The organism is Bradyrhizobium sp. AZCC 1693, from assembly GCF_036924745.1.
GTDB lineage: Bacteria > Pseudomonadota > Alphaproteobacteria > Rhizobiales > Xanthobacteraceae > Bradyrhizobium.
Window position 1 is genome coordinate 1,433,580 of record NZ_JAZHSD010000001.1, and the last position, 18,155, is coordinate 1,451,734.

At 62.7% G+C, this 18,155-nt stretch carries 18 protein-coding genes and 1 pseudogene; 13 read left to right on the plus strand and 6 right to left on the minus strand.

Annotation, left to right across the window (positions count from 1 at the left end):
- The first annotated feature begins 306 nt into the window (after positions 1–306).
- The 5 genes from V1293_RS07065 to V1293_RS07085 all read left to right on the plus strand — a co-directional run bounded on the left by V1293_RS07065 (position 307) and on the right by V1293_RS07085 (position 5,455).
- Complete coding sequence (locus tag V1293_RS07065) at positions 307–1,086, plus strand: SDR family NAD(P)-dependent oxidoreductase (RefSeq protein ID WP_334507952.1); 780 nt, start codon at positions 307–309, stop codon at positions 1,084–1,086.
- Positions 1,087–1,222: 136 nt separating this feature from the next.
- Entirely contained in the window at positions 1,223–2,170 is a 948-nt protein-coding gene (locus tag V1293_RS07070; RefSeq protein WP_334507954.1) for an alpha/beta hydrolase, read from the plus strand.
- Positions 2,171–2,230: 60 nt separating this feature from the next.
- Positions 2,231–3,451, plus strand: coding sequence for an SLC13 family permease (locus tag V1293_RS07075; RefSeq protein WP_334507956.1), 1,221 nt, complete (start codon positions 2,231–2,233; stop codon positions 3,449–3,451).
- 236 nt (positions 3,452–3,687) lie between these two features.
- Complete coding sequence (locus V1293_RS07080; protein ID WP_334507958.1) at positions 3,688–4,569, plus strand: hypothetical protein; 882 nt, start codon at positions 3,688–3,690, stop codon at positions 4,567–4,569.
- A 103-nt stretch (positions 4,570–4,672) separates the two neighbouring features.
- Positions 4,673–5,455, plus strand: a complete 783-nt coding sequence (locus V1293_RS07085) for a hypothetical protein (protein WP_334507960.1) — start codon at positions 4,673–4,675, stop codon at positions 5,453–5,455.
- 16 nt (positions 5,456–5,471) lie between these two features.
- Here the strand turns inward: V1293_RS07085 and V1293_RS07090 are convergent, their stop codons facing one another.
- Positions 5,472–6,410, minus strand: a complete 939-nt coding sequence (locus V1293_RS07090) for a GlxA family transcriptional regulator (RefSeq protein ID WP_334507962.1) — start codon at positions 6,408–6,410, stop codon at positions 5,472–5,474.
- Between the two features lie 112 nt (positions 6,411–6,522).
- On the opposite strand from V1293_RS07090, the gene V1293_RS07095 reads away from it, so the two are divergent.
- Positions 6,523–7,227, plus strand: a complete 705-nt coding sequence (locus tag V1293_RS07095; protein WP_334507964.1) for a DJ-1/PfpI family protein — start codon at positions 6,523–6,525, stop codon at positions 7,225–7,227.
- 497 nt (positions 7,228–7,724) lie between these two features.
- Here the strand turns inward: V1293_RS07095 and V1293_RS07100 are convergent, their stop codons facing one another.
- The 3 genes from V1293_RS07100 to V1293_RS07110 form a co-directional block, all read right to left on the minus strand.
- Complete coding sequence (locus V1293_RS07100; RefSeq protein WP_334507966.1) at positions 7,725–8,417, minus strand: hypothetical protein; 693 nt, start codon at positions 8,415–8,417, stop codon at positions 7,725–7,727.
- A gap of 70 nt (positions 8,418–8,487) precedes the next feature.
- A complete protein-coding gene (locus V1293_RS07105; protein ID WP_334507968.1) occupies positions 8,488–8,934 on the minus strand; it encodes a MarR family winged helix-turn-helix transcriptional regulator in 447 nt (148 codons plus the stop codon).
- A gap of 68 nt (positions 8,935–9,002) precedes the next feature.
- Positions 9,003–9,413, minus strand: a complete 411-nt coding sequence (locus V1293_RS07110) for an NADH:ubiquinone oxidoreductase subunit NDUFA12 (protein ID WP_334507969.1) — start codon at positions 9,411–9,413, stop codon at positions 9,003–9,005.
- Between the two features lie 267 nt (positions 9,414–9,680).
- Here V1293_RS07110 and V1293_RS07115 point away from each other — a divergent pair, with 267 nt between their 5' ends.
- Complete coding sequence (locus V1293_RS07115) at positions 9,681–10,346, plus strand: BA14K family protein (RefSeq protein WP_334507970.1); 666 nt, start codon at positions 9,681–9,683, stop codon at positions 10,344–10,346.
- Here the strand turns inward: V1293_RS07115 and V1293_RS07120 are convergent.
- Positions 10,293–10,646, minus strand: a complete 354-nt coding sequence (locus tag V1293_RS07120; RefSeq protein WP_334507971.1) for a hypothetical protein — start codon at positions 10,644–10,646, stop codon at positions 10,293–10,295. The two genes, V1293_RS07115 and V1293_RS07120, sit on opposite strands and share 54 nt — an antisense overlap.
- Positions 10,647–11,033: 387 nt before the next feature.
- Between V1293_RS07120 and V1293_RS07125 the strand changes: the two genes are divergently transcribed.
- The 3 genes and pseudogenes from V1293_RS07125 to V1293_RS07135 all read left to right on the plus strand — a co-directional run bounded on the left by V1293_RS07125 (position 11,034) and on the right by V1293_RS07135 (position 14,066).
- Positions 11,034–11,438, plus strand: coding sequence for a response regulator (locus V1293_RS07125; protein ID WP_334516650.1), 405 nt, complete (start codon positions 11,034–11,036; stop codon positions 11,436–11,438).
- An 18-nt stretch (positions 11,439–11,456) separates the two neighbouring features.
- Positions 11,457–13,696, plus strand: a pseudogene (locus tag V1293_RS07130) (CHASE3 domain-containing protein).
- Between the two features lie 37 nt (positions 13,697–13,733).
- Positions 13,734–14,066 (plus strand): HNH endonuclease, encoded by a 333-nt coding sequence (locus tag V1293_RS07135; RefSeq protein WP_334507972.1) that lies wholly within the window; start codon positions 13,734–13,736, stop codon positions 14,064–14,066.
- 61 nt (positions 14,067–14,127) lie between these two features.
- On the opposite strand, the gene V1293_RS07140 is transcribed toward V1293_RS07135, so the two are convergent.
- The gene (locus V1293_RS07140) at positions 14,128–15,189 is read right to left on the minus strand and encodes a ketopantoate reductase family protein (RefSeq protein ID WP_334507974.1); all 1,062 of its coding nucleotides are present in this window, start codon (positions 15,187–15,189) and stop codon (positions 14,128–14,130) included.
- 748 nt (positions 15,190–15,937) lie between these two features.
- On the opposite strand from V1293_RS07140, the gene V1293_RS07145 reads away from it, so the two are divergent.
- The 3 genes from V1293_RS07145 to V1293_RS07155 are packed head-to-tail and all read left to right on the plus strand — an operon-like array spanning position 15,938 to position 18,149.
- Positions 15,938–17,254, plus strand: coding sequence for a TadE/TadG family type IV pilus assembly protein (locus tag V1293_RS07145; protein WP_334507976.1), 1,317 nt, complete (start codon positions 15,938–15,940; stop codon positions 17,252–17,254).
- Positions 17,255–17,265: 11 nt separating this feature from the next.
- Positions 17,266–17,769, plus strand: coding sequence for a TadE/TadG family type IV pilus assembly protein (locus tag V1293_RS07150; RefSeq protein WP_334507978.1), 504 nt, complete (start codon positions 17,266–17,268; stop codon positions 17,767–17,769).
- On the plus strand, positions 17,766–18,149 hold the full coding sequence (locus V1293_RS07155; RefSeq protein WP_334507980.1) for a TadE/TadG family type IV pilus assembly protein: 384 nt from the start codon (positions 17,766–17,768) through the stop codon (positions 18,147–18,149). The genes V1293_RS07150 and V1293_RS07155 overlap by 4 nt, the downstream gene beginning before the upstream one ends.
- Positions 18,150–18,155: the final 6 nt, after the last annotated feature.

Sequence of the window (18,155 nt, forward strand, 5' to 3'; positions counted from 1 at the left end):
CAGACTTATCCGCCGCTCGCGTCCCATCCGGTTAACACGGCGAATACGGCGCGGAAAGGGCGGCTTGCCCCCTTCCCGCCGCACTCGACCGTGGCCCCGAAAGGCGGAAACCGGCTTTCGATAGTCGCGCCATGATCTCGATCATGGCCCCGAAAGGCGGAAATCGGCTTTCGATAGCCACGCCATGATCTAGTCACGCCCCGTTTCAGATGAAATAGTCGCTCCGGTTCGCGCGAGGTGCCCATCCTTGGCGCGAAAACCACCAAAATCCGGGATAACCGGAGGAGCGAGAGGAAACCTTAAGACATGCCCGATCGAATTCGCCTCGATGGCCGGGTTGCCGTCGTGACCGGCGCGGCCGGCGTCATCGGAACCGCGACCATTCGCCTGCTGGCCGAACGCGGCGCCCGCATCGTCGCCGTCGACCGCAGGGAGCAGGATCTTGCGGCCGCCATCAAGGACCTGCCCGCCTCCGCCGAAGCGCTCGCGGTGACGGCGGACGTCACAAGCGAGGACGAAGTCGCGGAATATGTCCGCGCCACCGTCGACAGGTTCGGCACGATCGATGCCTTCTACAACAACGCCGGCATCGAGGGCGACATCAAGCCGATCCCGGAATATTCGCTGGAGAGTTTTCGGCGCGTGCTCGACGTCAACGTGGTCGGCGTCTTTCTCGGCATGAAGCATGTGCTGCCGGTGATGCTGAAACAGAACAAGGGCAGCATCATCAACACCGCCTCGATTGCCGGCTTGATCGGCTCGCCGATGATCGCCGTCTACAGCGCCAGCAAGCACGCGGTGATCGGGCTGACCAAGAGCGCCGCCTGGGAATGCACCGGCACCGGCGTGCGGGTCAATTGCATCTGCCCCGGCCTGATCGACAGCCGGATGCTGAGCACAATCCTGGAGGGCCGCAATCCCTGCAATGAGCCGCCGCCGAACGAGAAGATCGTCGACCGGATTCCGGCGCGGCGGCTCGGACAGGCGTCCGAAGTCGCCTCCGTCGTGGCGTTCCTGGCCTCCGACGAGGCGAGCTACGTCTCAGGCTCCGCCTACACCGTCGACGGCGGCCGCACTGCAGCCTAGCGTCGTCATTCCGGGATGGTCCGAAGGACCAGACCTCAGATGTGCAATTGCACATCGGGGAATCTCGAGATTCCGGGTTCGCATCTTCGATGCCCCCCGGAATGACATACCCAGAAACAGAGGTTCATTCCCAGTCATGCCCGTCACGCTCGATCCCGATGCCGCCGCCGTCTACAAGGCTTTTCAGGAGGCGGGCCGTCCCGCCTATGAGACACTGACCGCACCGGAAGCGCGCGAGTACTATCTCAACGCCCGATTCGTCAGTAATCCCGAGCCGCCACAACTTGAAGCGATCGACACGCTGTCGATCCCCGCTGCCCACGGCGCGATCCCGGCCCGCATCTACACGCCGAAGACGCTGCGCGAGACGAATGGTCTCGCGCCATGTCTCGTGTTCTTCCATGGCGGCGGCTGGGTGATCGGCAATCTCGAGTCCCACGATGTGGTCTGCCAAATGCTCGCCCATGAAGGCGAGTTGATCGTGATCTCGGTCGATTACCGTCTCGCGCCCGAGCACAAATTCCCCGCCGCCGTCGATGATTCCATCACCGCGACGAAATGGATTGCCGCCAATGCGAAACAGCTCGGCATCGACGCCACGCACCTGCTGGTCGGCGGCGACAGTGCCGGCGGCAATCTCGCCGCCGTCGTGGCACTCGCCGCACGCGACGGCGACGGCCCAAAACTCGCCGGCCAGGTATTGGTCTATCCCGCCACCGACTTTGCGATGAGCCATCCATCGCACAGCGAACCCGAGACCAGCATTTTGCTGACGCACTCCGTGATCAAATGGTTCTGCAACCATTATCTGAGCGGCGCGGCAGACATCGATCACTGGAAGGCCTCGCCCGCGCGCGCGAAAACGCTCGCAGGCTTGCCGCCGGCCTATGTGCTGACGGCGGGCGCCGATCCGCTGCGCGATGAGGGCGCCGAATATGCCGCGCGGCTCAAGGAAGCCGGCGTGCCCATGACCTACCGCCACTTCCCCGGCCAGTTCCACGGCTTCTTCACCATGGGCAAACTGCTGCAGCAGGCCAATATCGCGGTCAGCGAAATCGCCGGCTGGCTGAAGGCGCTGAAATAACGCACATTGCAGATTGCGACCTGAACCCGTGAATTTCTCTCGCGCTTATCCGAGGCCGTTGTGATCGAACCCATCCTTGTATTCGGGATACCCGTCGACTTCATCCTGTTTGCGTTGATGCTGCTTGGCGTCGCGCTGTTCCATCACAAGACGCTTCAGGTCGCACTTAGCGGCCTTGCCGCGATCATCGTCTACAAATTGGTCTTCACCGGCTTCAAGCACGGTGCGGGCCTGGCCGGCCTCGGCCACCACATGGCGCACGAGTGGGTCACGCTGGGCAATCTGTTCCTGCTCCTGATGGGCTTTGCGCTGCTGTCCCGGCATTTCGAGGAGAGCCGGATTCCGGACGAGATGCCGGCGCTGTTGCCGGACGACTGGAAGGGCGGCGTTGTCCTGCTCGTCCTGGTGTTCGTGCTGTCGAGCTTCCTCGACAATATCGCCGCCGCCTTGATCGGCGGCACCGTTGCGCGGCACGTGTTCCAGGGCAAGGTTCACATCGGCTATCTCGCTGCGATCGTCGCGGCCTCCAACGCCGGCGGATCGGGCAGCGTCGTCGGCGACACCACGACCACCATGATGTGGATCGCCGGTGTCAGCCCCCTCGCCGTGGTGGAAGCTTATATCGCGGCGGTCGTTGCGATGCTGATCTTTGCCGTGCCGGCCTCCATTCAGCAACAGCGTTACTCGCCAATCCAGAAGGATCCGTCGAAAGGCCTGAAGATCGACCCGGTGAGGGTCTTCATCGTTGCGGCCATCCTGATTGCCGCGCTCGCCGCGAACATCATCGCCAACGTCAAGTTCCCGGCCCTGCTCGACGTCCTCCCCGTCCTCGGCATTGCCGTCTGGGCCGCCATTCTGCTGACGGCGGGATTGCGCGCGCCGGACTGGAAGGTGATGCCGGAAACCTTCAAGGGTACCGTCTTCCTGCTCGCGCTCGTCACCGCGGCCTCGTTGATGCCGGTGGAGAAGCTGCCGGCCGCTTCATGGCCGACTGCGCTCGGCCTCGGCTTTGTCTCCGCCGTGTTCGACAACATTCCCCTCACCGCGCTGGCGTTGAAACAAGGCGGCTACGACTGGGGCTATCTGGCCTATGCCGTCGGCTTCGGCGGATCGATGATCTGGTTCGGTTCGTCGGCGGGCGTCGCGCTGTCGAACATGTATCCGGAAGCCAAATCCGTCGGCCGCTGGATCAGCCAGGGCTGGCCGGTGGCTTTGGCCTATGTCGTCGGATTTTTCGTGATGCTGGCGGTGCTGGGCTGGCACCCTGACAAGCCGGTTTAGCGCGCCCGCATCCACGCCGCGCAAAATATCCAGAGCGCGCAACTTCCTGAAGAGGCACAACTGAGCGCTGCCGTCTCAGCCCATGTGCACCGCAGGTGATGGCCGGCCCCTCGCCGGCCATCACCCAGTGACGGCGCTGTACCGACTCAAGCCGCAATGTTATCCAAGTTTCGTACTAGCTTTCACACACAACGATCGGCCGGATGATTCGGCATACGATCGCAAGGAGAGAGCCCATGGCATTTTTCAAGCGCGAGCTCGGTCCGATCGAGCGCTTCGAGAATGCGCTGAAGGAAAAGTTGGCAGCGCGGCAGAAGTTGGCCGAGCGATTGGGCGTCGCCGAAGCGGAACTTGCAGAAAAGCGCACCGCCGCCGAACGGTTGGCGGTAGCCGGTGCCGCCAACGCGCGGCTCGATCGCGCGGAAGCGGCCATGCGCGCCGTCGAGGACCGCACCAAGACAATGCGCGCCGAACTGCTGGAATTCGACGAGCAGGTCGCTTCAGCCGAACGCGCGCTGGCTGATGCCAAAGCCCAGCGCGACCGCGATGCGATGGCTGACCAGATCGAAGCGATGGCTGCAGCCATCGAACGGGCGGCGCCGGGATTTGATACCGGCGCCACCGCCTTGGCCGACGCCGTCACCAAGAGTGCGATGTCGATACCGGAAGCGACCAGGTTTTCGAGCAACGTCGATGCCGTGCGCCGCGAAGTTCTCGCGGCGGCAGACTTGATCTGTTGGGAGCTGCGATCCGCAGCCGTACGCACCCGCGCGGGCAACGCCAACCTCGCCAGCCTCACGCTATCAGAGTCGGAGCAAACGCCATCGGCGGAGATCGGTCGGCAGTTGATTTACACCCTCCATCCCCTGCTTTGGCGTGAGGGCGACGAGGTGCGCAGGGTTCCGGCCTTTGCGCTGGTCGGGTTGCCCAAAACGCTGCTGCCGGTCGCGCTGCAGCATCAGCATGTGGATCATCTCAACGCCCGCCGCGTGCAGACCCTGATGCATCTTCACGGCAGCGCAGGACTCGGCGAACCCGAGTCTGACGATCCGCAGCTCGTCGATCTCGATGCCTTGCTCGCGGAGGAGACGCCGAGCACGCAAGCCGACGTTGCGTGAATTCAATCAACGGCGCTCGGTCGTTGAGCGGCGGACGTCCACCAAGCGCTGAACCAACGCTCCTGGCGAGCATTATCCGGGTTCATGACCCCGGGTTTCGGCGATGTGGCTGCCGGGCGAAGGCGACCTTCTGTTTATCGCGGCCACGACGTCGCGGCGGCTCGCCGCGGAATCGGCCCGCGATCGCCAGGCTGTCGCGCTGACGGATCTCGATGCGCGTCACCGGCAAGCAGCGGCGCTCCCTCCGCGTGAGGAGCTACCCTGCCCGTGCCACGCATACCGGAAAAGTTCTTTCGGAAATCGGGTGGCCGCCACGCCTCTTTCCTGCGACCCCAAGCATCGCGAAGCAAGGCCATTCCTGCTGGAGAGACCAATGAAATCCGAAAGCGCACAGCGCAACGCTGCGACCGACAAGGACTCGGCAACTCGAAATCCATTCGGCGTCATGGACGTGCCGCATCCCAACGACGATGACGTGACGCAGTTCGCCCGCAACACAGCGCCGGAGGAATCTGCCACCGACGAGAATGCAAAGCCGTGGAGCGCTCACGATACCGGTCACCCGCACGGCACCATCGAAGGTCAGTGGTCGAGCCGCTGGAAAGGCGCTGCTGATCCCACCATACCGGGCGATACCCCGGATAAATGGAAACAGGGCCAGGGCGAGGCGAGAATCGTCGGAGACCGCGTGTACCTGCTATTCGATTGGGATTCCGGCGCGCGCAGGGGACTCATCGACGCACGGCGCGAGGGTCCGCGCCGCCTGGTCGGCAAATATATCAACCTGAACAACCCGGAGATCACCGTCCCCTGGGTCGGCCTGGTGATGAGCGACCAGCGAATAGACGGTTACTTCGCGCAAGGCCGGGTGGATTTTCGGAGATAATTTTTTCCCGAAACATCTACCCTGCCCTAGCCGCGCGGCGCAGCGATTGCGGGGGCTGGCCGAAGGCGCGGATGAAGGCGCGGCGCATCCGCTCCGGATCGCGGAAGCCGGTGGTTTGCGCGACACGCTCGATCGCCTCGCTGGAGGACTGCACACGCTGCCGCGCCACCTCGATGCGCAACCGCTCCACCGCTTTTGATGGTGTAGTGCCGGTCTCCGCCATGAAGGCGCGGGTGAAATGCCGCGAGCTCATGCCGGCCTGCTCGGCAAGGTCCTCGACGGTGAGCGGCGCATCGAGATGCTCGCGCGCCCAGGCCAATAGCGGCCCGAAGCGGCCGTTCGGCGCTTTCAATTCCAGCAGCGAAGAGAACTGCGACTGGCCGCCGCTGCGGCGGTGATAGAGCACCAGTTGCTTGGCGGATTTCTGCGCGATCTCGTCGCCATAGTCTTCGGCGATCATCGCCAGCGACAGATCGATGCCGGCCGAGATCCCGGCCGAGGTCCAGATGTCGCCGTCGCGCACGAAGATGCGGTCGGGCTCCAGCTTCACCTGCGGATAGGCTTTGAGAAAATGCCGCGTGCGCTGCCAATGCGTGGTGGCGCGGCGGCCGTCGAGCAGGCCGGCCTCGGCGAGGATGTAGGCGCCGGAGCAGACGCTGGCGATGCGGACGCCACGCTTGGCAATAGCGCGCACGAAGCCGAGCGTCTTCTCGCAGGTCGCCGCCTGCCGCACGCCCTCACCGCCCGCGACGATCAGCGTAGTGATCCCGCCCGACGGCTTTAATCCGCGCGCCACTATCTCGACGCCCGACGACGAGCGCACCGGCCCTGGCGTCACCGCCAGAACCCGGATCGCCGGCGCGCCCTCGGCAAAGCGCGCCGCGATCTCGAACACCGAAATCGGACCGGCGGCGTCGAGCAACTGGAAATCCGGAAACACGAGAACGCCGATCATGCTGCTGGCCCGTTTTCGGTTGATGTCCTAAAATGAGGGAAAAATGCCATTTCGGACACGAAGCGACCATGTCAGGATACCTCCCGTCAAGCCAAATTTTCCGGAGGTCACGATGTCCGCGCCGTCTCCAACGCCCACGCTGCTTCAGATCGGTCTCGTACTGTTCCCAAAGGTCACCCAGCTCGACTTCACCGGTCCATTGCAGGTGTTCTCCAGCCTGCCCGGCGCCAAGGTGCATTTGGTATGGAAACGGATCGAACCGGTCACGAGCGATTCCGTGCTGATGCTGACGCCGACCACGACCTTTGCCGACTGCCCGCAACTCGACGTCATTTGCGTGCCCGGTGGCTTCGGCACCGACGACATGATCAACGACGAGGAAATGCTGGCCTTCCTGCGCCAGCAAGCGCCCGGCGCGAAATACATCACCTCGGTCTGCACGGGATCGCTGGTGCTGGGCGCGGCCGGACTGCTGAAAGGCTACCGCGCGGCGACGCACTGGACGGCGATGGATTTTCTTTCGGCCTTCGGCGCAATCCCGACCAAGACGCGCGTCTGCGTCGACCGAAACCGCGTTACCGGCGGCGGCGTCACTGCAGGGATTGATTTTGCCCTGACGCTGGTCTCGCTGCTGCACGACAGGCGGACTGCGGAAGCGATCCAGCTCCGGCTCGAATACAACCCGGCGCCCCCGTTCAATTCCGGCTCACCCGACACCGCGCCGCCGGAAGTCTTAGCCTTCATGAAAGACAGGATTGCGCCGGCGCAAATCCGCCGCGGCGAAATGATCGATCGAGCCGCCGCGCGGATGGGGTGATGCTGTCGCATCTGTGAGTCAGCGAGATCGCGATATCCCAGTCGTGTCCCGGACGCGGCGCGGCACGAAGTGACGCGACGCAGAGCCGGGACCCATCTGCGTGTAGGTCCCGGCTCTGCGGTGCACCGCTGAAGGGCGCTGCACCGCGTCCGGGACACGCGACTGTCGCCACAAAAGAAAAAGGCCGCCTGGTTTCCCAGACGACCTTTCCTGTCTCACGACAGCACCACATTGACGGGCGATTTCAGAACCTCTGCACCGGGGGCCTATCTCCCAGCCGTATTCTGATCGGGTGCCGCTGCTCGTCGGGGCAGTCGCGAACTGGAGCCCGACACCGACGCGATGGTTTCCCATCTCCGTAAGATGTCCCTATTGAGCCGCGATAACGCGATCAGCGCAAGACGGCCGTGATAGATGTCCCCGCTGTTACCGTTGTCCACAGGTCTGGAGTAAGATCAAATCAGCCTCTTGGCGCATACAGACGGCCGACTTTCTGGTCATGGTTGCGACGCCTCCTTGCGGGCAAGCTGCGCGAAAACGACAGCGTGCACGATCAGGAACATCGGCACCAGGACCGTCGGAATCAGCGACCACGGCAGCCCCTGCACGCCCGCCGAGCCAACGCCAGCGTGGATGATCTGCAGCGGCGAGCCATTCGCCGAGGTGATTCCGAGTGCAAGCGCGACCACGAGATCGAGCATCCCGAACGCATTCCAGCCCCAGACCAGCGCTTTGCCTTGCCCGCGTAGTGCGAGCCATGCCACCGGCAACGCGAGCGCGCCGGTGATGATGTCGCCCCACCCCGCTGAGTATGGAAATGGCCCGGCAAGCCGGCCTTCGGCCGCGAGGAGCAGGAAGAACCCTCCGCCCAGGCGCCAGACGTTGAGACCGATCAGGAAGGACATTGGCATCCCGAGCAGCGCGGCGCGCACCGATGGAGAGATCGAAGCCGCAACGGCAGCCGCGACCAGTGGAGACGCGATGACCGTACCGATCATCACCGGTCCCACCGTCTTTGAGCCAAGGAACAGGTTCGCGGCTGCGAGCGCGGCGGCCAGGCCCGTCCAAAGACCGGCACCGACCGAAAGGGCAAGACGTTGTGATGTGCTGATCGGCATCGCGCCGGTGAGCGCATTGATGCTGACGATGATCGCGGCAACGAGAACGATGATTCCGATGAAGTCGAGCATGACGTCTCTCCTTTATGTGTAGTTACACCTGTTGGAGCGAACGAAGTGCCGGACGTAAGCCCGGTTCGTCTCACTCCAAATTCCGGGAACCCAAAAGCTTCAACGCGGCCTGGCCGTCGGCGCCGAGCAGCTTGCCGACATGCGCCTGCGCCTTCGACCAATAGGGAAATCCGCGGCGAACGAGACCGCGTCCCTGTGTGGTGATCTCGATCATGCGTGCGCGCGGATCCTGGCCGGCGCTGATCGAAATCCAGCCCTTGCCTTCCAAGAGCGTCAGGTTGCGGCTCAATGTGGTGCGCTCCATCCCGAGCAGACCCGCCAGCTTGCCGATCGGCATTTCACCGCGGAGCATCAACTGCGACAGGATGGTGAACTGCGTGACGCGAACGCCTGACCCCTGCATATGGGAATCGTAGAGCCGGGTGATCTTCCGCGCGGCCTGCCGCGACGCGAGGCAGAAGCAGCCGCCTGCGGCCATGTAGTCGGAATCGTGATCGGACGATTGTTTCATTGTCATGAGTGTATATACACCTATAATGCCCGACAAGATGGCGGCAGCAAAAGCGGAGTAAACTTATCGAGAGTTCAGCTTCCCGGCGTCCAGGCCTGATAATCGCCGGTGGCCTTGGGGCGGCGGCCGCTGACCAGCGTCGAGCCGGAGGGGCGATAGGCCGCGGGCGTGCCGGTCAGGTTGGGAACATGCGGCTTTTCCCATTCCCGCGGCGTGTAGCTCTCCTCGGTCGGGGCAACATCGACGGTGTGATGCAGCCAGCCATGCCATGACGGCGGCACCCGACTCGCCTCGGCATACCCATTATAGATCACCCAGCGCCGCTCGAAGCCGAGCGTCGGATCGATCTTGCGGCCTTTGGTGCGATAGTAGCGGTTGCCCTGCTCGTCCAGGCCGACCAGTTCGCCGAATCGCCACGTCCACAATTGCGTGCCGAACGTCTGACCGCTCCACCAGGTGAAAAATTTCAGCAGAAACAGCTTCATGAGGGCTCGGCCGGTTCGAGATGTCGTGCCGCTCTGATGCCACCGGAGCGCCGGATTGTCCAGACAAAGGCTGATATTGCAGCCCTGCCGGACCGGTCCTTGCACGGCCCGATCGCGCCCGCGCATGGTCGCGGAACCGGCGCAATCCGTTCACTCCGCGTACAGTTCCGGTCTGACAGGTTCGGCTTGCGCGCAATCAATACGCGGGCTCGGGAACGTCCGCCCGCTGAACGGGTTAGGGCCTATATCCCGCAAATGGAGCCAACAATGATCAACCTGAAAGTTTTGAGTACAGCGGCGGCAATTGCGCTTGTGTTGCCGATAGTCGCGTCGAGCATCAGCCCCGTCCAGGCGCAGGATTCCGGCAGAGGCGGCGCGGCGGCCGGTGGCGGCGGTGCCAGGGGCGGCGGCGGCGGTGCAGCTATTGGCGGTGGCGGTGGCTCTAGAGGCGGTGGTGGCGGCGCCGTCGCACCCGGCGGTGGTGGCGGCTTTAGAGGTGGCGGCATGGCCGTTGCACCCGGCGGCGGTAGCGGCTTCAGAACTGGCGGGGCGGCCGTTGCACCCAGCGGTGATCGCGGCTTCAGATCCGGCGCCGTTGCCGGCACTGGCGTTGGCGGAGGTCCCGTCGCGGGCGGCGCGTACTCAGGCGGCGGCCGCTATTACGGCGGCGGCTATCGGCACCACCGTGGCGGCGGTTTCTGGCCGGGCTTCGCGATCGGGGCTGGCGTCGGGTCGGCCTATGGCTATTACGACAACAGCCCCTACTACTACGATGACTCGGCCGGCTATTACGACGACAGCGTAGTCGCCGAGGCACCGCCGGCCGGTGATGATTCTGTGGCGTATTGCATGCAGAGGTACAAATCCTACGATCCGGCGTCAGGAACCTATCTTGGCTATGACGGACAACGGCATCCCTGCCCGGTCCAATAGCGCGATATCTTGAGTTCGAAGGGCGGCGCATTCCCCTGCGCCGTCCTTTCGTTTGCGAAATTGCGCGCGCAGCGCCACCGTCACCCCGCCGAGCGTGAACACCTGCGCCGCGATCTCGCGCAGACCGAGCGGCTCGCGCAGCATGGCGCCGCCGCAAGCACCCCGATGACGGGGACCAGCAAGGTTCCAATCGAGGCGGTGGCCGCCGGCAGCCGCTCGAGCGCGGCAAACCAGCACATAGCACAGGCAGAACTGGATCAGCGTCGTATAGAGCAGCGACGCCCAGCCGACATATGACATCGCGGCCGGTTGCGGCTGCTCGACCGCAAGCCGCCAGCGCCGCGGCGCCGACGATGCCGCACAGGCCGCGCGAGGACAATGGCCGCCATTCCGTCAGCAAATGTTTCATGATCGGGAGTTGAGGCCCCACCCGACCGACGTAACCGCGAACATGATGAGCCCGAGCGGCGACAACCGGTCGCGGCCCGCGTGATGGATTGGCGGCATGGCGGGCTTAGATCCGGAACCGGGAGCGCATTTGTTCTCGTTCTGACACAGCGAAACGCAATTGCCCTCAACAACTTTTATGTGCACTCTATCATACAGACGACCTGTCGGCGTTTCGACTTAATCGTCAGATGGGATGTGCTGGTCACCTGGCCGCCGCCCGAGGAAGAAGGGATCATCGTGCCGCGCGTTCTCGTGGTCGATGACGACCCGATGGTATGCGTCGCCATCGAGGTTTGTCTGACGCGCAAGGGTTTCGAGGTCACCGTTGCCGACGGTGGTGAAGCGGGAATGCGCGCACTCGAATCCTCCGATTTCGACGTCATGCTGGTCGACGTATTCGTGCCGCATATGCGCGGCTTCGAATCGATCCGGATGTTTCACGAGCGCAGGCCGGACCTGCCGATCGTCGCGATGTCGGGCTACGCCTTCGCCAACACCGAACGTGCACCGGATTTCCTGCGGATGACCATCGAGCTCGGCGCGGCATGCTGCCTGCGCAAACCCTTTACGCCGGACGCGCTGTTGACCTCGGTCAATCAGTGCATCACCACACCGAAAGCTTCCGCGCGCCACTCAAAATAATGAAGTAAGCAACTGGCAATGCCCTCGCAGCGTATCATCCTTGGAATTGGCCTCGCTATCCTCCTCGTTATCGGCGCTGCCTCGATCGGTTTGGACCTCAAGTCGCGGTCCGATAGCGCTTCCGTCGACCGTGCGCTTGGAATACTCGCGAAACTCTCCGACATGCGCCCGCAGCTGCGCCGGGCGGAAAGCGCGGCGCGCGCCTTCGCACTTACCGGCGATCAGCAATTCGCCAAGGAATACCGCGAGGCCAGCGACGCGATCCTGCTGGCGGTCGCGGCACTGATTGAAGCCGTCAAGGCCAATCCCACCGAAAGGCAGTTGATCGAAGAGACCAAAGCGCTGGTGGAGCGCCAGATTGAAATCAATGGCGAGTTAATCAGGCTCCGGACCACGGGAGACAACGCCGCCGTCGCGGCGCTCGTCGGTCAGGAGGACCGGGCGGCCACGGCCGCGATCGCCGGAAATCTCGAAAAGGCGGTGGGCGGAAGAGCGTCGGCTGCTCTTCGCGAGGCGCGCCGAATCCGAAACCAACGGGACGTTCCTGCTGGCGATTGATCTCGCCGGCGTAGCGCTGATCCTGATCCTCGCCACCGTGCTGACGCTGTCGACCCGCCGCTCGCGCCGGGAACTGCAGGATTCGCTGAGCGCCACCCAGGCCACCAACGAGGCGCTGGAGGCCGCAGTCGCCGAGCGCACCGAGCATCTGGTCGCCGCGCATGACGAACTCAGGCTTTCGGCCGCGGTCCTGCGCAGCACCTTTCACAGCATGGCGGAGGCGGTGCTCGTCATCGACACCAAGGGGGAGGTTTTGCTCTCCAACCCGGCCGCCGAGAAGATGCTGCGCTACCGGCCGGGCATGACGGTCGAGTTGCTGCGCTCGCTCAGCACGGTTTTTCATGCCGACGGCGTCACCCCGCTGCTGGTCCAGGACATGCCCGCGTCGCGGGCGCTGCGCGGCGAAGCGTTCGATGCGATCGAAATCGTGGTGCGCCCCGTCAGCGGCAATCCTCCCGCTCATCTCGTGATCAGCGGCCGGCCGCTGCGCGATGCCTCGGGCGCCATCAGCGGCGCAGCGCTGGTCTACCACGACGCCACCGCCTCGCGCGAAACCGAGCATAAGCTGCAGCAGGCGCAGAAGCTCGACGCCATCGGCAAGCTCACCGGCGGCGTCGCGCACGACTTCAACAACATGCTGACCGTAATCACCGGCACCACCGAGTCCCTGGTCGCAGGCCTGAAGGATCAGCCGGCGCTGCAAAAGACCGCCGAGTTGATCGACCAGGCGGCGGAACGCTGCAGCGAACTGATCCAGCATCTGCTCGCCTTTGCCCGCCGCCAGCCGCTGCAGCCACGCAACGTCGACATCAACGCCACCGTGCTCGATATCGCCAAACTGCTTCGGCCGACGCTCGGCGAGCAGGTCGAGGTCAATTCGATCCTCGAGCAGGAAGTGGCGACCGCCCATATCGACCCCTCGCAGCTCGCCAACTCCCTGCTCAACATGGCGATCAATGCCCGCGACGCGATGCCGAACGGCGGCAAGCTCTTGCTGGAGACGCGCAACGTCGTGCTCGATGAAGCCTATGCGCAGGCCAATCCAGATGTGAAGCCCGGCCCCTATGTGATGCTCGCCGTCAGCGACACCGGCGCCGGCATGCCTCAGGACGTGCTCGACAAGGTGTTCGAGCCGTTCTTCACCACCAAGGAAGTCGGTAAGGGCTCAGGCCTCGGCCTGAGCATGGTCTACGGCTTCGTCAAACAGTCCGGCGGACACATCCGGATCTACAGCGAGGTCGGCCACGGCACTACGATCAAACTCTATCTGCCGCCCGCCCGCGGCCAGGTCGAGGCGGCGCCAGCCGCCGTCGCCGCGCCGCTGCCGCACGGCAACGAGACCGTCCTGGTGGTGGAAGACGACGCGCTGGTGCGCAACTTCGTCGCTGCGCAGTTGCAGAGCCTTGGCTACCGCACGGTGGCCGCCCGCCAATGGACCGGCGGCGATGGTCATGATCGACAACGGCGAGAGGTTCGACCTCTTGTTCACCGATGTCATCATGCCGGGCAGCATGTCCGGGCGCGAACTGGCGGAGAAGGTGTTGAAGCTGCGGCCCGGCATCAAGGTGCTCTACACGTCAGGCTATACCGACAACGCGATCGTTCACCAGGGCCGCCTCGACCCCGGCGTGCTGCTGCTGACCAAGCCGTATCGGAAATCACAATTGGCGAACATGGTCCGCCGCGCGTTGTCGGGGTAGAGGGATTCTGGGGAAGAGGCAATTCTGGGATGAGCCAATGGCCGACGTGATATACAAGCGCTGCTATTTCGATTGGGGCGGACGATGCGCCTATTGCGACGTTGCACTCTCCCGGCAAAAGACGGGCGGCAAGGTCAAGGCCAGCATCGACCATTTCATCCCGCTCGCAAAGGGAGGTCCGAGTAGCAGGAGCAATCGCGTGCTGTCCTGCTACCCCTGCAATCTCGCCAAGGGCGACACCGATCCGCGCGAGACGAATCAATGGTCCCATGTCGAACAGCGGCTTGCCGAGATCGCCGCTTCGCCGCTCATCAGTCACCGGCGCCTCAAGGAGCTTATTCCCGAACTGGTGAAACGAGTCGCCATCTAGGGCAGGATCGAGGGAATCCGTGTCGGGCCGCCATTCTCGAACCACCCTTCCCCGCCCCTCACTACGAGCCCGACCCGCCCGCCACGATCTTCTCGTTCAGTTTCTGATCGACAGTCTGCACCGTGCGGTCGATCTCGGCATTGGGCGCGCCAAGCTCATGCGAAATCAACTTCACCAGAAGGTCGACCCGCTCGATGAAGGGCGCTCCAGCAGCAACCGCGCGCGCCGCAGATGACGGCTTGAGCAGGCTTTCCGCCGCCTTGGCATATTTCTCGAAAGGCACCTGATCCGCCGGGTCAGCGCCCAGACGGCGGGCGATGCCGTCGACATGGTCATAGATCGACTGCGAGAGTTTCAGGTCGCCGTGCACGGCGTCGCGGATCGACTGCGGCTCGTGCGGCGTGATGCAGCGGTAATTCCCGGTCAGCAGCATCGACCATTTGGCCAGCGGAACGAACAGCGAGTCGAACACCTTGAGTTTTACCGGAACGTCCTTGCCGTCCAGCGTCACCGCGTCGATATCGGCTTCGAGCTCGCGAAGCATCTTGTTGTGCTGCTCGTCTGCAAATGCCGCGGCCTTGAAGTTGGTCGGCAGGCCGACGTGAAGGACGTTCGCCGCCTCTTCCGGCGGACGGAAGGCCTGCGGATCGGGCGAGCACAGCGACACCAGTCCCGGCTTGAACCGCTCCCATACCGATGCATTGGTATAGGCCTCCTCCAGGTCCATGTCCGCCAGCGCCGGGATGCGCTTGAGATAGGGCAGCGGCGGCATGTTCATGATCGAAAGACAAGGAAGCCCCGCCGTAGCGATCTTGATCATCAGAACCCGGATCGTGTGGTTGGTGTATTGCGGCTCTTGCATCGCAAGGCCGACCAGCTCGTAACGGGAAAGGTCGACTTCGGCGGGCGTGGTCGCGTCCAGTTTGCCGGGCAGATCGCGCGAGAAGATCGCGCGGTGCACCGCCTCGTCGCGCAGCTTGATGCGAACTTCGGTACCGTCGCGATTGATAAGGTCCGCCGTCTTCCTCCGGCAAACCAGGGTCACGTTGTGGCCCGCCATCAAAAGCTTCGTCGCCAGCAAGGAACCGTAGGAGGCTCCAAGGATCAAAATGTTGCGCGCCATACTCTCTCTTTCACGTATTATACCAGATACAGGTATACCAGAATTACTCCGCCCGATGCCTACTGCAAATGGCGGGGTATTACAATCACACAACGGGTTCTCAATTTCGTCCTCTACGCATGCTATCGTATTCACCGCACTTGGTGGCACTCCAACGCCATCATGCTTTGCGCTTCGCCTGTTACGACCGCCGGCCCCAGCACCGCAAAGATGGGATTGTTGCGGCAGACGTCTGTGACGCTGCGGAAGAGCGCCCCCCTCTTCCCAAGAGCGCGCTTCACTAGTCTCGACCTAAAGAGGGTCCATACGGCGAAGCGATCGATCGCCGCGTTCCGATTCAATCGATCCGGCTCTAGACCGGTCTCCCCCAGGCTCCTGCCACCTTTCGCCGATCACGACGATTGACTGGACTGGTGCGCGGCGGCGCCCCAGCCTGTGCTCCGAAGTTGTACGAATGGTCTCCTTGAACTTCGATTCCTCGGTCGACGCCACGAACGAACCGGCCTGCCCGCCGCCGGTTTGGCCAGATCCGATTTGCGGCCAGCAGCGGCCGTTCTCACGTTACAATCTTATTGATACTTGAACGCTGGCTCACATCGATAGCTTGCAAGTTCTCGGGCAAATGCTGCATTGCAAAGCGTGAATTAGCGTGTTTCCGCTAAAAATTTCCGATCCTCATTGAAGCCTCCTTAAGTCGACTGCATCAACCTGTATCGGGAAAATTATGCAATTGCGCGCAGGAGAGGTCATGAGCCTTGGAAATATCTGCAGCCGCATCGGCCGAATTCCACACCAATGGTCGCAGGATCAAGTTGGTCAGCGCCAAAACCGCGGCCATCTATTTCGTCACTTCATTCGTGATGAATCGGGCAGCTATGTGATCCTCTCTGCGTTGATGATGCCCGTCCTGGTTGGTGCCGCCAGCCTTGGCACCGAGGTCGGGTGGTGGCTCTACAAGCACAAGAACATGCAGAGCGCGGCAGATTCTGGCGCGGTGAGCGCAGCGACCGCTGGCAGCAACCTGATGGCTGAAGCCAATGCGGTCACCGCAACCTATGGCTACGCAAATGCGGTGAACAATGTCACCATAACCGTCAACCAGCCACCGAAGACGGGCAACTATGCTTCGAACGGGCAGGCCGTTGAAGTCATCGTCAGCCAGCCGCAGCAACGGCTCTTGTCCTCGCTATTCGGATCCGATCCCGTGCTCATCACGGCGCGCGCGGTGGCCCTACAAAATTCCGGATCGGGCTGTGTGCTAGCCCTCAACTCGACTGCCAGCCCTGCTGTGAATGTAAGCGGCAGCAATAAGCTTAATTTGATCAACTGCAATCTCTACAGCAACTCAAGCGCAAGTCCATCGCTGAACGTCAGCGGCAGTGCCACGGTTTCTGCCAATCAGGTCGGCGTAGTTGGCGACGTGTCGGGGGCGGGCAACATCACGGCAACCAACGGCATCCGCACTCATGTGCAGCCGATCGCTGATCCCTACGCGAACGTATCCCCACCCTCGCAGCCGAGTTGCACCAGCGCCAAGATCACCGTGAACGCCAATGGCAAGACCAACTACCTCAGCCCGGGTTGTTATCGCGGCGATATCACCGTTAATGCAGGAGCGACGCTAAACCTGGACCCTGGGATTTACTACTTGGACGGAGCGAACCTGAGCGTGGCGGGCAATGCCACGATCACGGGTACAGGCGTGACCCTGGTCTTTACAGGTTCGGGCAGCAGCTGGGGCACAGCTTCGATCGGCAGCAATGCGATCATTGATCTGACGGCGCCAACCTCAGGAACGACGCAAGGCATTGTCCTGTATGGCGACCGCAAAATGCCCGCAGGTACGGCCTTCAATCTGACGGGCGGCGGCACGCAGAATTTCGGTGGCGCCATTTACCTGCCAAAAGCGAACCTAAGCTTCAGCGGCGGAAATGGCACGACCACCTCCTGCACAAAAATCATCGCCGATACTGTCACCTTCACCGGCATGTCAAATGTTCAGGTCAATTGCTCCGCGCTTGGCACCGCGGCCATCGGCACACTGACCGCGCAACTGGTTCAATGAGGTTGCCTCACATGAGCGCTCGAAACTCGTCATGCCATACCCGATTCCGACCATTTGGCACACTTCATCGCCTTTTTCGAAACGCCCTGCGCGGTACAGGCGGCGCCGCGGCGATCGAATTCGCAATCATGATCCCGCTATTCTCCCTGATGGTGGTCTCGGTGACGGATATCGGTCTCGCCGTCTACCGCAAGATGCAAGTTGAGAATGTTGCGCAGGCTGGGGCTCAGTACGCCATTGCGCGCGGCTTTAACAAGACCGGCATCTCCAACGCCGTGACCAGCGCCACGAATTCCTCCGCGATCTCTGCATCACCCGAGCCGGTTCAGTTTTGTGGCTGCCCGACGAGCACAGGGGTCAGCACCGTGAGCTGCGGTACAGTCTGCTCGAGCGGCGCAGTGGCCGGAACATATGCCAAAGTTTCGGCGCAGGCGACGTATTATACGCTCATCAATTATCAGATCGTTGCTAGCACCTACGGCTTCAACGCGCAGTCCACGGCGAGGCTGCAGTGAAGCTCACAACGATATGGCGCGACAATCGCGGAACTACAGCGCTCGAATTCGCGTTGACCGCTCCGGTTTTCTTACTGTTCATATTTGGAATCATCGAGTTTGGGCTGCTGTTGTGGACCCAGATCGGCCTGCAACACGGGGCCGAAATGGCGGCGCGCTGTGCAAGCGTCGATTCCACGCTTTGCCCTAATAGCAATCCAGGCGCTATTACCAGCTACGCTGCCCAGCAAGCGTTCGGCCTCACTCTCCCTTCACAGACTTTCACCTACTCGACGCCGGCTTGTGGCAATCAGGTAAGTGCAAGCCATGCCTTTCAGTTTCCGGCAGTTCTCAATCTCTCGCCCTTAACGCTAACCGCGCAAGCATGCTTTCCAAGTTAGGTTCGT

What these genes read in the sequence shown, in the direction of transcription:
- V1293_RS07065 (WP_334507952.1), top strand. Translation starts at nt 307, where the DNA reads ATGCCCGATCGAATTCGCCTCGATGGCCGGGTTGCCGTCGTGACCGGC.
- V1293_RS07070 (WP_334507954.1), top strand. Translation starts at nt 1,223, where the DNA reads ATGCCCGTCACGCTCGATCCCGATGCCGCCGCCGTCTACAAGGCTTTT.
- V1293_RS07080 (WP_334507958.1), top strand. Translation starts at nt 3,688, where the DNA reads ATGGCATTTTTCAAGCGCGAGCTCGGTCCGATCGAGCGCTTCGAGAAT.
- V1293_RS07085 (WP_334507960.1), top strand. Translation starts at nt 4,673, where the DNA reads ATGTGGCTGCCGGGCGAAGGCGACCTTCTGTTTATCGCGGCCACGACG.
- V1293_RS07090 (WP_334507962.1), bottom strand. Translation starts at nt 6,410, where the DNA reads ATGATCGGCGTTCTCGTGTTTCCGGATTTCCAGTTGCTCGACGCCGCC.
- V1293_RS07095 (WP_334507964.1), top strand. Translation starts at nt 6,523, where the DNA reads ATGTCCGCGCCGTCTCCAACGCCCACGCTGCTTCAGATCGGTCTCGTA.
- V1293_RS07100 (WP_334507966.1), bottom strand. Translation starts at nt 8,417, where the DNA reads ATGCTCGACTTCATCGGAATCATCGTTCTCGTTGCCGCGATCATCGTC.
- V1293_RS07105 (WP_334507968.1), bottom strand. Translation starts at nt 8,934, where the DNA reads ATGACAATGAAACAATCGTCCGATCACGATTCCGACTACATGGCCGCA.
- V1293_RS07110 (WP_334507969.1), bottom strand. Translation starts at nt 9,413, where the DNA reads ATGAAGCTGTTTCTGCTGAAATTTTTCACCTGGTGGAGCGGTCAGACG.
- V1293_RS07115 (WP_334507970.1), top strand. Translation starts at nt 9,681, where the DNA reads ATGATCAACCTGAAAGTTTTGAGTACAGCGGCGGCAATTGCGCTTGTG.
- V1293_RS07120 (WP_334507971.1), bottom strand. Translation starts at nt 10,646, where the DNA reads ATGTCATATGTCGGCTGGGCGTCGCTGCTCTATACGACGCTGATCCAG.
- V1293_RS07135 (WP_334507972.1), top strand. Translation starts at nt 13,734, where the DNA reads ATGGCCGACGTGATATACAAGCGCTGCTATTTCGATTGGGGCGGACGA.
- V1293_RS07140 (WP_334507974.1), bottom strand. Translation starts at nt 15,189, where the DNA reads ATGGCGCGCAACATTTTGATCCTTGGAGCCTCCTACGGTTCCTTGCTG.
- V1293_RS07145 (WP_334507976.1), top strand. Translation starts at nt 15,938, where the DNA reads ATGAGCCTTGGAAATATCTGCAGCCGCATCGGCCGAATTCCACACCAA.
- V1293_RS07150 (WP_334507978.1), top strand. Translation starts at nt 17,266, where the DNA reads ATGAGCGCTCGAAACTCGTCATGCCATACCCGATTCCGACCATTTGGC.